A 13,405-nucleotide genomic window follows, 5' to 3' on the forward strand; every position below is an offset into this window, starting at 1 on the left:
GTATACCCATGGGTAGCGCATCGCCACAGGTCAGTGACCGATCACGACCCTTTCGGGCGTTGGTGAGATGTACTCGCCAGTACGCTCGTGGACCGTCACACTGGCTCGGAAGACACTTTCCCTTCGAGACGGCGGAGCGCATGTTCACACGCATAGCAGTAGTCAACCGAGGCGAAGCAGCTGTTCGCCTCATCCGAGCGGTACGCGAGCTGAACAACGAATCGCGGTCCGCCGAGCCTCTGCGCGTCATCGCTCTGCACACCGACGCCGAGCGGAAGGCGATGTTCGTCCGCCAGGCCGACGAGGCCGTCACGCTCCGCAAGACGGGCGTGCAGAACCCGTACCTCGACTACGTCGAGCTCGAGCGCGCACTCGTCGAGGCCCGCGCCGACGCCGTGTGGGTCGGCTGGGGCTTCGTCGCCGAGGACCCGACCTTCGCCGACATCTGCGCTCGCCTGGGCATCACGTTCATCGGTCCGTCCGCTGCCTCGATGCGCCTGCTCGGCGACAAGGTCGAGGCCAAGATCCTCGCCGAGAAGGTGGGCGTCCCGGTCGCGCCGTGGAGCGGTGGTCCCGTCGAGACCCGCGCCGATGCACGTCGGCACGCCGCCGCCATCGGTTATCCCCTGATCATCAAGGCGCGCAGCGGCGGTGGCGGTCGCGGTATCCGCAAGGTCTTCGCCGAGGACGAGCTCGAGCTCGCACTCGAGCGCACCCAGGGTGAGGCCGAACGATCGTTCGGCGACCCGGTCGTCTTCCTCGAGCGGCTCGTCACCGAGGCGCGCCACGTCGAGGTCCAGGTCATCGCCGACACCCACGGCAACGTGTGGGCACCCGGCGTCCGCGACTGCTCGATCCAGCGTCGCAACCAGAAGGTCATCGAGGAGTCCAGTTCGGCCGTTCTGACCCGGGAGCAGGCCGACGAGCTGCGCGCCGCCTCCGCGGAGCTGGTCCGCGCCGCCGGGTATCACGGCGCCGGCACGGTGGAGTACCTCTACCAGCCCGAGCAGAAGATCTTCACGTTCCTCGAGGTCAACACGCGCCTGCAGGTCGAGCACCCCATCACCGAGGTGACGACGGGCCTCGATTTGGTCAAGCTGCAGATCCTCGTCGCGGGCGGCCACGTGCTCGAGGGCGACTGCCCGACCGAGTTCGGTCACGCCGTCGAGGCACGACTCAACGCCGAGGACGCCGACAACGGTTTCGCACCGGCGCCCGGCACCGTCCGGTTGCTGAAGTTCCCGCTCGGATCGGGCCTGCGCGTCGACACGGGCATCGCCCAGGGCGACGTCATCCCGCCCGACTACGACTCCATGGTCGCGAAGGTGATCGCCTGGGGCCGTGACCGTTCCGAGGCCCTCGCCCGGCTGCGCACGGCGCTTCGCGAGACCACAGTCGTCATCGACGGCGGCACCACCACGAAGTCGTTCCTGCTCGACCTGCTCGACCGCGAGGAGCTCATCGACGCCACTGCCGACACCGGCTGGCTCGACCGCACCGGCGCGGGCACCGCGGAGGGCCCCACCCGCGTCGCCGACGTCGCACTGATCGCCGCGGCCGTCGACGCCTACGACGCGGACGAGGCCCGTGAGCGCGCCAAGTTCCTGCTGTCCGCCCGCGGCGGCCGTCCCCGCGCCAGCCACGACATCGGCCGCACGGTCGAGCTCAACTACCAGGGCCAGGGCTACCGCCTGACCGTCGGCCAGGTGGGACCGCACCGCTACCTGGTCGCGGTCGACGACCACGAGATCACCATCGACATCGAGCGGCTCGGCACCTTCGAGCGTCGCGCCGAGATCGACGGCACCCGCTACTCCGTCGTCACCGTGCCCGGCCCCGCCGGGTATCTCGTCGAGGTCGACGGCGTGAGCCACCAGATCAGCCAGGACGAGGCCGGCCTGGTGCGCGCACCTGCCCCCGCCGTCGTCGTCGCCGTGCCGGTCGCCGTGGGTGACGAGGTCGAGGCGGGACAGACGCTCGTGGTCCTCGAGGCCATGAAGATGGAGACCGCGGTGCGCGCCGCCTCTGCCGGTCGGGTGAGCGAGGTGCTCGCCGTCGTCAACGCACAGGTCGACAACGGCGCGGCGTTGCTGCGCGTCGACCCGATCGGTGAGACGGCCGCCGCCTCCACCACCGCCCGGGTCGAGTTCCGCTCGCCGTGCGGCGACGCCGACCGCGACGACCGCATCGACGCACTGGCCCGTCTCGACGAACTGCGGGCTCTCCTCAGCGGATTCGACGTCAGCGCGTCCCGTGCGCTCGCCACCATCGCCGAGTACGACGCTCTGCGCGGGGCACTCCCGCGCAAGGACGGCGAGCTGGTCCGCGCCGAGCTGGACCTGCTCACCACCTTCGCCGACATGTGCGAGCTGACGCGTAACCGTCCGACCATGGACGAGGAGGGCACCGACGAGCGCGTCCACAGTCCGCGCGAGCACTTCCACGCGTTCCTGCAGTCGCTCGACGCCGACGTCCAGGGCCTGCCGGACGAGTTCCGCGACAAGCTGGCTCGCGCACTGCGGCACTACGACAAGAACGATCTCGATCGCGGCACCGATCTCGAGGAGGCCGTCTACCGACTCTTCCTGGCGCAGCAGCGCATCGAGAACCAGGTCCCGGCCATCGCGGCGCTCCTCGATCGGTGGATCGCCGACCCGTCGGTCGCCCCCGACGCGGACAGCGCCGTCGGTGAGGTGCTCGACCGCCTCGTCGTCGCGACCCAGGTGCGGTACCCGGTGATCGGCGACGTCGCCCGCAACCTCCGCTTCCAGTTGTTCGACGAGCCGCAGATCCGTAAGGCGCGCGAGCAGGTCTACGACGGTGTCCGCGGCAGTCTGCAGTACCTGGCCGAGCGGCCCGACGCCGACGATCACCAGGAGCGCATCGACGCCCTGGTCGCCACGGAGGAGCCGCTCGTGGAGCTGCTCTCCCAGCGCATGTCCGATCCGGGTGCCCTGCTCGAGGTGATCACCCGCCAGTACTACGAGATCCGTGACTTCGAGGACGTGAAGGCCTTCGATCGCGAAGGGCAGCACTATGTCTCGGGCACCTTCACCCTCGTCGGCGGCAAGGTCAACCTGCTCTCGACGATGACCGATCGCGCGGGCCTCTCGTCGACGCTGGTGGCGCTCACCGAGACCGCGGGGCCGGCACCCGAGAACCTCGCGGTGGATCTGTACCTCTCGTGGCCGACAGCTCCCGAGGACGGCGACCAGGTGGTCGAGGAGCTGCGCACCGAGATCGCCGCACACCCGGCGACCACGTCGTGGCGTCGCGTCACGGTCACCGTCTTCGGACGCGGCACCGGCATCTCGCGCCAGGTGACGTTCCGGCCGCAGGCAGGCGTTCTGACAGAGGACGTCTCGCTCCGCGACCTGCATCCGCTCACCGGTCAGCGACTGGACCTGTGGCGCCTCAAGAACTTCGACGGCACCCGCATCCCCTCCGCACCCGGCACGTACCTGTTCGATCTGGTGGCGAAGGACAACCCCAAGGACGAGCGACTGGTCGCCCTGGCCGAGATCCGCGACGCCGCAGTGCAGTTCGACGCCCAGGGCAACGTGGTCTCGGTTCCCGCCATCGAGCGCACGCTCTCCGCGTGCCTCGACGGCATCCGCCGCGCCCAGGCTCGCCGCGGCAACCGCCGCCTCGACCACAATCGCGTCGTCCTCTACGTGTGGCCGGTGCTGAACCTGCCGCTCGACAAGCTGCGCATCGTGGCCCGGCATCTCGCGCCGCTCACCGTGGCCGCCGGTCTCGAGGAGATCACCATGATGGCCCGCGTCGTGGTGCGCCCCGGCGCGGAGCCCACCATGCAGGCACTGCGCTTCTCGTACCGACCCGGTACCGGAGTGGTCACCAAGATCACCGACCCGCCCACCGAGCCCATGCGCCCGCTGGACACGTACACGCAGAACGTGCAGCGCTCGCAGGCACGCGGCACCGTCTACCCGTACGAGCTGATCCCCGTGCTGACCAAGCGCGACGGTTCCTTCGTCGAGTACGACCTGGACGAGTCCGGTGCGCTGCAGCCCATCTCGCGTCCGTACGGTCAGAACACCGCGGGCATCATCGTGGGCCTGGTGTCCACGCCGACGGCGCTCTACCCGGAGGGCATGACCCGCGTCGCCCTGTTCGGCGATCCGACCAAGGCGTTGGGCACGGTGGCCGAGGCCGAGTGTGCGCGCGTCGTCGCCGCGATCGACCTGGCCGAGGAGATGAACGTCCCGGTCGAGTGGTTCGCGCTCTCCTCCGGCGCGACCATCTCCATGGGCAGCGGCACGGAGAACATGGACTGGGTGTCGCGGGCTCTGCGCCGCATCATCACCTTCACGCAGGCCGGTCACGAGATCAACGTGATCGTCGCGGGCATCAACGTCGGCGCGCAGCCGTACTGGAACGCCGAGGCCACGATGCTCATGCACACCAAGGGCATCCTGGTGATGACGCCGGAGAGCGCGATGGTGCTCACCGGCAAGCAGTCCCTGGACTACTCCGGTGGCGTCTCCGCGGAGGACAACTTCGGCATCGGTGGCTACGACCGCGTCATGGGCCCCAACGGGCAGGCGCAGTACTGGGCTCCGAACCTCGGAGCTGCGTGCGACGTCCTCTTCGCGCACTACGATCACGCGTATCGCGCACCGGGAGAACGCTTCCCGCGCCGCACCACGACCGTCGACCCGGTCGACCGCGACGTGCGGACCTACCCGCACGTCCACCCGTCGAGCGACTTCAAGACCGTCGGCGACATCTTCTCCTCGGCCACCAACCCGGAGCGCAAGAAGCCGTTCGACATCCGCACCGTCATGCGCGCCGTGGTCGATCAGGACCACGCCGTGCTCGAGCGATGGGCCGACATGGCCGACGCGGACACGTCCGTCGTCTTCGACGCCCACCTCGCCGGTTACCCGGTGTCGGTGATCGGCATCGAATCGCGTGCCATCTCGCGCAAGGGATGGTTCCCGTCCGACGGCCCCGACCAGTGGACGTCGGGAACGCTGTTCCCCCGCTCGTCCAAGAAGACGGCCCGTGCGATCAACGCAGCCAGCGGCAACCGCCCGCTGGTGGTGCTGGCCAACCTGTCCGGCTTCGACGGGTCACCGGAGTCGCTGCGCAACCTGCAGCTCGAGTACGGCGCCGAGATCGGCCGTGCCATCGTCAACTTCGACGGACCGATCGTGTTCTGCGTGGTCTCCCGGTATCACGGCGGCGCGTTCGTGGTGTTCTCCGGAGCGCTCAACGAGAACATGGAGGTGCTGGCCGTCGAGGGATCGTTCGCGTCCGTCCTCGGTGGTGCACCGGCCGCAGCAGTGGTCTTCACGCGAGACGTCAACAAGCGCACCGCATCCGACCCGTCCGTCCGCGATCTGGAGGCACGCATGAACTCCTCCGAGGACGACACGGAGCGGGCGCGGTTGCAGGTGGAGCTGTCGGCCACCCGCACCGCGGTGCGCTCGGAGAAGCTCGGTGAGGTGGCGTCCGAGTTCGAGGCGGTGCACAACATCGAGCGAGCGCGGACCGTCGGTTCGGTGCACCACATAGTGGCGGCCGCCGAACTGCGCCCGCAGATCGTCGCGGCGATCGAGCGCGGAATGGCCCGCCAGGCCTGACCTGATCGACAGAGAGACACCCTCCCCCGCGTGTGCGAGGGAGGGTGTCTCTCGTTCGGTGGTGTCGGTCGACGCCCCGGCGTCAGTTGAAGCCGATACCGGCGCTGACGATGACCTCGGCGGTGATGGACCCGTCGGCCAGCGGGGTGCCCTGCACCACGATCGAGGTGCCGGGCGCGAGGTCCGCCACCGTGGCGGCACCGAGCGCGAGGATCTGCGTGTTCGCGTTCGTCACCACAGTGACGGTGGACCCGCCGATCCCGTCCATGACGATGGTGGTGCCGTCGTTCGAGATGATCGTGCCCACGGAGGCCCCCTGGGACCCCAGCGCCTCCCCCACTCCCCCGGGAATCTGCTCCAGACCCGGCAGCGAGCCGAGCGGCGGGACACTCGTCGACGGCGGCGCCGTGGTCGTGGGCGGGGCGGAGCGCGGCGTGATGGCGGGCGCCGCGGTGCGCGAGGACGACGTCGAGTCGTACAGCAGATAGGCCCCGGTGCCAATGAGTGCGATCACGACGAGCGCCGCCACGACGATGAGTGCGGTCTTCGGACCGCGCGGGGGCTTGCTGTCGCCGTTCTCGAGGAAGGGCGCCTCGCCGTACTGGTTCTGCTGGTACGGGGGCTGCTGGTACTGGGGATAGCCCTGTGTCGGGTAGCCCTGCTGCTGTGGATAACCCTGCTGTGCCGGGTAGCCCTGAGTCGGATACTGCTGCTGCTGGGGGTAGCCCTGCTCGTACGGCGGTTGCTGGGCGTACCAGTCGCCTGCCGGGAGCGCCTCGGTCGGGTTGTAACCGGACTGCCCGTAGGCCTGGCCCGGATCCGACGTGTGACCGGGAGTGCCGAGGTACTCCGTCGGCTGGTCGCGGTCGCGAGCCGAGTCGTCGTTGTCGCGCGGTCCGGTCGGCGTCGTCATGACCTCAGGATAGTCCCCGAAAAGACCGGGCAAATCGGACGAGATGTGCCGTGCGCCGGGCACCGAACCGACCGTTGTGATCGACTCGGTAGGTTCGCATCTCACGAGGAGAACTGACATGTCGATCGACAACAAGGACGCGGACCCAGTCAGCGCGACCGGACAACCCGGCGCTCTGGGAACCAGCCTGAAACCACGTCACATCACCATGATCTCGATCGCCGGCGTCATCGGCGCCGGACTGTTCGTCGGATCCGCGACCGCGATCAACCTGGCCGGCCCCGCCGTGCTGTTGTCGTATCTGTTCGCCGGCATCCTCGTCGTCCTGGTGATGCGCATGCTCGGGGAGATGGCGACCGCCAACCCCGACACCGGATCGTTCTCCACGTATGCGACCCGCGCGCTCGGCCACTGGGCCGGGTTCTCCGTCGGGTGGCTCTACTGGTGGTTCTGGGTGCTGGTCATCCCGGTCGAGGCCACGGCCGGTGCGCTGATCATGTCGTCGTGGATCGGCGGTGACCAGTGGATCTGGGCGCTCGCCATCACGCTGATCCTCACCGTCACCAACCTGCTGAGCGTGGGCAACTACGGCGAGTTCGAGTTCTGGTTCGCTCTCATCAAGGTGGTCGCGATCATCGGGTTCATCGCGCTCGGCGTGCTCGCGATCCTGGGTCTGCTGCCGGGCAGCGACGTCAGCGGGGTGTCGCACCTGTGGTCGGACGGCGGGTTCATGCCCTTCGGTTTCGGTGCGGTCATCGCCGCCATGCTCACGACGATGTTCTCGTTCATGGGCACCGAGATCGTCACCATCGCCGCCGCGGAGTCGCCCGATCCGAAGAAGGGCATCACCCGCGCAGTCAACTCGGTGATCTGGCGCATCATGATCTTCTACCTCGGCTCGATCTTCATCGTCGTCGCCCTGGTGCCGGCCGCGGAGCTCGACGCCGAGACCGGCTCGTACCAGTTCGTGTTGGGGCAGATGAACATTCCGCACGCTGACCGCATCATGGACGTCGTCATCCTCACCGCCGTCGCATCGTGCCTGAATTCCGCGCTGTACACGGCGAGCCGCATGTTGTTCTCGCTGTCCGAGCGTGGGGACGCCCCCGCGGCGGTACGCAAGGTGTCGAGCCGCGGCGTGCCCTACGTCGCCGTACTGGCCTCCACCGCACTCGGATTCGTGGCCGTCGTCGGCAACTACGCGCTGCCGGAGAAACTGTTCGGGTACCTGCTCGCGACCACCGGTGCCGTGGCTCTCTTCGTGTACCTCGCCATCGCGGCCAGCCAGTTGGTGTTGCGGCGCACGCTCGACCGGGAGGGTCGCCGACCTCCGGTGCGCATGTGGCTGTATCCGTGGCTGACGTATCTGGCGATCGGCTTCATCGTCGTCGTCCTCGTGATGATGGTGATCATGCCGGAGCAGCGGACGGCCATCGGCTTCTCCGCGGTGCTGGCAGCGGTCACTGTCGTGGCCGGTGTCCTACGTCAGCGACGCGTGACCGCCGCCGAATCCGCGCGCGTCTGACAGCCCCGCCACCGTCGTTCAGAACGGTGGCGGGTCGTCGATCGCTGCGGCTTCTCGAGCTCGGCGGTTGCGTGCGCGTTCGGCGCGTCGCCGCGCATGAACGGCCGCAAGGCGAGTGCGTCGTCTCGTCGGTGGCGACTCGGTCCCGGGCGGCGGGTGCACCACTGGGTCGCCGAAGGTGACGTCGGCCAGTTCCGGGTGGAGGTCGTATCCGTTGTGAGCCGGACCGGGAACGGTGCGACCCTCCGGGGTGGTGACGGTCGAGAGGACTCTGCCGGGTAGCTCCGGATCGGGGTACTGATCGTCGAGGAAGTCGGTGAACGTCTTCAGAGTGTGGTGAAAGCGGCACTTGCCGTTGAGATTCACCGCCGTGGTCTGTCCACCGGCGGCCGGGTCGTCGTGGTCGTACTCGGTGACGTGGTCGAGGTCCGCCGTCACCGCCGGGTTGTTGCATCCAGGCCACGTGCAGTACTGGTCGCGGGCACGGACGAACGTCTCGAGTGCCGCGCTGGGCCGGTACGGGTCGGCCGGCTGATGGGCGGCGGGCGTCGCATCCATCGGTCGACGCACGGCATCGGAACGGTTCGCCAGATCCCGCAGGTGGTCGGGCGAGATGACACCGTGACCGTGCAGGAAGCCGGAGCGGCCGGAGGTGTCGGGGGCTGCACCTTCCGGGCTCGATGCTGCTGGGGTGGCCGCATCCAGGGTGGCCGCGTCACCGACCACGTGCACGACGACGGTGGTCGCGCTGATCGAGTCGGGGTCGGTCTCCGTGTGTGTGCACGTGGGATCGCCGCACTGACAACCGAATCCGGTGCCGGTGACGAGCGCGAACAGTGCGTCGGACGCGCGAGCGTTGCGGCTGCGCGGATCGCGCGAGCAGACGTTCGCAGCAAGAGCCTCGACACGGGTTGCGACGAGCAGCGCGTCCTCGGCCGCCAGGGTGGCACCGACGGCCGCCATGCCGTCCGGAGCGTTCTCGACCCAGAAGGAGCGATTCTCCTTGGCCTTGATGCGCCTCTCACGCACCGCATCCGGATCATGACGATGAACGATGCAGTCGACCATGTCCCGAAGCCGGGTGTCGGACCACGAACGGCGACGCCGAAGGGCGGCAGCGATCTCGGCGTCGACCTCGTCGGCGTAGTCGCGGCCGTCGACCAGATCGGTACGAGTGACGATGGTGTGCAGGTGTTTCGGCGCGAGCAGCCCGTCCCGCAGACACTCTGCGACACGCGGCAGGCGATCGCGCAACACGAGGGCGCGAAAGAGAATGCCGTCGGCGGCACCCTGACTGACGGACAGCACGGTGGCGATGCGGGCGGCGCACTGCGTCGCCGCGTCCAGGCGTCGGCGGTCCGAGGCCTCGACCGGCGCGACGATCAGGGCGTGGAGGTGCGCGGCCGCCCGGTAGCGAGTCCACTCCAGGAAGCCGAGGCCGGCGGTCGCGTGAACGACGGTGTCCAGAGCCTCCTCGATCGACGCATCGGTCAGCGCCACCGGAAGGCCCATGGCCTCCGGATCCTGCTGCGCCCACCCCGACTCGAACATGTGTGCGAAGATAACAGGAGCCACCGACACCGTCAGGAATGTCGACGAGCGAGGTCTGCCGCCAGTTCCGCGACGCGTGTCCGCGCCTCGTGCGGCTCCACCACCTCGAGGTGATCGGCGAACTGCAGCAGTTGCCGTACCCCCTCGATGGTCGAGTATCTGATCGACGTCTGCGACCAGCCGTACCACGAGTGTCCGGGTCGCCCCCGTCGACTGACCCGAGCGTGACGGCCACCACACTCGATTGACCGTGACGCAGTGACACAGTTACCTTCTGTCCACCTTCTATGCGCTACCGCATAGAACCGACGGAGCGGGGTTCCATGGCACTGCATCAGGCACCACCCACCACCTCGCTGTCAGGGCGAGGCCGCGCGCTGGCGCTCCTCGTCATCTGCGCGGCCGAGTTGCTGGTGGTCCTCGACAACACCATCGTCAACGTCGCGCTGCCGTCCATCGGCGTCGAGCTCCAGACCTCGATGTCCGGCCTGCAGTGGGTGGTCGACGCCTACACACTGACGTTCGCCGGCTTCCTGTTGGCGCTCGGGCACTTCGGCGATCGGTACGGACGCCGCCGCGTCATGATCATCGGCCTGCTCGGGGTGGCGGCACTGTCTGTGGTGGGGGCGCTGTCGGGTGACCTCGGTCAGGTCATCGCGGCACGCGCCGTCATGGGCGTCTTCGCGGCGGCAGTGTTCCCGGCGACGCTGGCCATGATCATCACCATCTTCACCGACCCCCGTGAGAAGGCACTGGCCATCGCCGCCTGGACGGCCATGGCCGGCTTCGCCATCGCGATCGGTCCGACCGCGGGTGGCTATCTGCTGGAACACTTCTCGTGGCACTCGGTCTTCTGGATCAACGTGCCCGTGGCACTCGTCGTGGCCCTCGCCGCTCGGGTTCTGGTCCCGGAGTCGCGCGCCGAGCACGTCGGCCGCTTCGACGTCGTCGGACTCGTGTCCTCACTGGTGGCGATCACGGCACTGGTGTGGACGATCATCGAGGCCCCGCATCGCGGATGGCTGTCGGCCACCTCCCTCGCCGGCTACGCGCTCTCCGCCGTGGCGATCGCCGGCTTCCTCGCGTGGGAGAAGCGCACAGCCGCTCCGGTTCTCGATCTGACTCTGTTCGCGAACCGTCGCTTCTCGCTCCCGGCCCTGTCGATCGCCGTCGGCTACTTCTCCATGTTCGGCTTCCTGTTCATGATCACCCAGTACTTCCAGGGCGTCCGTGAGTACTCACCGCTCGAGTTCGGCCTGCACTCACTGCCGTTCGCGGTGGCCGTGGGCGTGGGCGCACCGATCGCCACGCTGATCGCTCAGCGCTTCGGTGCCACCGCCGTCATCGTGCTGGGACTGCTCATCGTCAGCACGGGGATGGCCATAGCCGGCCAGACCACCGTGGACACGCCCTACGTCGGCCCGGTATTGCTGTCGATGGTCCTCATGGGGCTGGGACTGGCCGTCGTCCAGGGACCCGCGACCGACTCCATCATGTCCGCGGTCGACCTGGACGGCGCAGGCGCCGGGTCGGCGGTCAACGACACGACACGCGAGATCGGCGGCACACTCGGTGTGGCGGTACTGGGTTCGATCGTCGCCTCGGTCTACTCCGCGCGGGTCACCCCCTTGGTCGATGCGGTGCCCTCGTCGCTGATGACGGACGGCGAGAAGGGTTTCGCGTCCGAAACCGTCATCGCGGTGATCGAGATGGCGAAGCGTCCCACGCCGTCGCTGTTCGAACAGCAGAAGGCGGAACTGATTCTGGCGATGAAGTCCGCAAGCCTCGAGGGATTCCAGTTCGCCTCGTACGTCACGGTGTCCGCGTGCCTGGCGTGCGCCGTGGCCGTCGCGATCTGCATGCCGTGGAAGCCCGCCGCCGACTCGGTTCTGGCCGCAGCACGAACTCGCCGCCGGTAGTCTGACGTCGGAGTGTGCTGATTCCCAGCGCACTCCGGCGCCGCAGACCGTCGAAACGAGTCGTCGTGAGATCACAGCGGATCAGTCCTGATCCGGTTCTGTCGTTTCTCGCGTTGACGCCGAGACCAGCAGAACGATCTCGCGCCGTCATCGCGGGCATCACGGTGCTCGTCGGCGTCGCCGGCCTGCTGCTCCTGCCCTCCGACGCCCTCCGACCGGGCGGCGCGGTGTGGATACTTCTGTTCTCCGCCACGACCGTTCCCGTCGCGGTCGCCTGGTTCACGACCACGCGTCCGAGGCACTTCGAGACCGCCTACGTCGTCTACGCCGACGTGGGCGTGCTCACCGTCGTGACGATGTACGACTCCGCGTTCCTGTCGATGCCGGCATGCGCCGTACTGGTGCTGGTCTCCCTGTTCGCAGCGGCGTTCACCGACACCCTCACCCTCTCATTGCATGTCGCCTTCTCCTGCGGCCTGCTCGTCGTGCTCGCCGCCGTCTCGGTCGAGCAGGGCACGGAGATCTGGCTCGTGCTGTCACGCACGCTCGCGCTGATGAGCATGTTCGCCACGCCCTTCGTCATCCGCATGTACGTCTCCTACCTCCGCCGACAGGTCGAGGCCTCGCAACGCGATCCACTCACGGGGTTGCTGACGCGACGCGGGCTCTACAACCGGGTGACGTCGCAATCGCAGTCCGTGCAGAGTCGCCGCACCGCTCTCGGCGTCTTCGTCGAGATCGCCGACTTCGCGGACGTCGAGCAGCGTTTCGGCCGCGGCTCGGGCCGGGAGGTGCTCGAGGAGATCGCCGAGCGGCTCACCACCGAGGCTCCGGCGGACGCCGTCGCGGCACGGTTGAGCACCTCGCAGTTCCTGTGTGTGCTTCTCGTCGGCCCGGACGGTTCCGCCGATCGCGCGATGCGGGATCTGGCCACCGGACTCGAGAGCACCCCTCTGCGCAGCGCACCGGTCACGGTTCTGACGGGCTCGGTGGCGGAGACCGTCGACCCGCATGCCGACGTGGGCACCACCCTGCACCACCTGATGACGCGCGCGGAGGCGACGATGCAGCGTCGCCACGCCAGTCGGGCGTCCGCGTCGGCGGACCTCCGCGACCGCATCGCGGCGCTCATCGCGTCGGGCGGCCCGAGCATCGTCTTCCAGCCCGTCTGCACCACCGACACGGGAGCCGTCGTCGGCTACGAGGCATTGTCGCGATTCCCCGACGGGTACGGCTCACCGCAGACGTGGTTCACCGACGCGTCGACCGTCGGCCTGCGCGTGGACCTCGAACTCAGTGCCATCCACGCGGCGATCACCGCGTCCAGCGTGCTGCCATCGGGCGCCTTCGTGGCGGTCAACACCTCGGCGGACACCATCCTGTCCAGCGATCTCGCCGCGGACCTGATCGGGCGCGGCGACAGGGGCAGGCGCTGGATCGTGGAGGTGACCGAACACGACCGCATCGACGACTACGACGGGATGGGCGTCGCCGTCGAGATGTTGCGCTCGGCGGGCGTCCTCATCTCGGTGGACGACGTGGGAACCGGCTACTCGGGTCTGCGCCAACTGGTGGAACTACGTCCCGGCGTGGTCAAACTCGACGCCTCGATCGTGCGCGGCATCGATACCGACCCCATGCGTCGTGCCGCCGCCGTCAGCATCGTCACGTTCTCGCGGGAGATCGGTGCCGTCTGCATCTTCGAGGGCGTGGAGACCGCCGAGGAACTCGCCACGGCGCGCGAGGTGGGAGCGGATCTGGTGCAGGGATACCTGCTCGGCCGCCCCGCACCCGCCTCGGAACTGCTCGTGAGGGACACCCCCCACCCCACCGCGTGACGCGCAGACGGCAGCGGGCCCGGACGCCCGTGAGGCTGTCCGGACCCGCT

The 13,405-nt window shown here is 68.6% G+C and carries 6 protein-coding genes; 4 read left to right on the plus strand and 2 right to left on the minus strand.

Translation table 11 applies throughout. From position 1 onward, the window contains the following. Nucleotides 1-140: 140 nt before the first annotated feature. Nucleotides 141-5,609 carry a carboxyl transferase domain-containing protein gene (locus HQ312_RS13135; RefSeq protein ID WP_222633152.1) on the plus strand — a complete coding sequence of 1,823 codons (5,469 nt, stop codon included), beginning with the start codon at nt 141-143 and terminating at the stop codon, nt 5,607-5,609. 82 nt (nt 5,610-5,691) lie between these two features. On the opposite strand, the gene HQ312_RS13140 is transcribed toward HQ312_RS13135, so the two are convergent. Beyond that, nucleotides 5,692-6,522, minus strand: a complete 831-nt coding sequence (locus tag HQ312_RS13140) for a hypothetical protein (protein WP_222638860.1) — start codon at nt 6,520-6,522, stop codon at nt 5,692-5,694. A 118-nt stretch (nt 6,523-6,640) separates the two neighbouring features. Between HQ312_RS13140 and HQ312_RS13145 the strand changes: the two genes are divergently transcribed. Then, nucleotides 6,641-8,047: an amino acid permease gene (locus HQ312_RS13145; RefSeq protein ID WP_027506428.1), complete on the plus strand. Its 1,407-nt coding sequence runs from the start codon at nt 6,641-6,643 to the stop codon at nt 8,045-8,047. 18 nt (nt 8,048-8,065) lie between these two features. Here HQ312_RS13145 and HQ312_RS13150 read toward each other — a convergent pair whose 3' ends face one another. Then, nucleotides 8,066-9,598, minus strand: coding sequence for an HNH endonuclease signature motif containing protein (locus HQ312_RS13150; RefSeq protein ID WP_222638861.1), 1,533 nt, complete (start codon nt 9,596-9,598; stop codon nt 8,066-8,068). Nucleotides 9,599-9,921: 323 nt separating this feature from the next. Here HQ312_RS13150 and HQ312_RS13155 point away from each other — a divergent pair, with 323 nt between their 5' ends. Next, complete coding sequence (locus tag HQ312_RS13155; protein ID WP_222638862.1) at nt 9,922-11,517, plus strand: MFS transporter; 1,596 nt, start codon at nt 9,922-9,924, stop codon at nt 11,515-11,517. A gap of 65 nt (nt 11,518-11,582) precedes the next feature. Then, nucleotides 11,583-13,355 (plus strand): EAL domain-containing protein, encoded by a 1,773-nt coding sequence (locus HQ312_RS13160; RefSeq protein ID WP_222638863.1) that lies wholly within the window; start codon nt 11,583-11,585, stop codon nt 13,353-13,355. Nucleotides 13,356-13,405: the final 50 nt, after the last annotated feature.

It is taken from the genome of Rhodococcus sp. BP-316, from assembly GCF_019836105.1.
Taxonomy (GTDB): Bacteria; Actinomycetota; Actinomycetes; order Mycobacteriales; family Mycobacteriaceae; genus Rhodococcoides.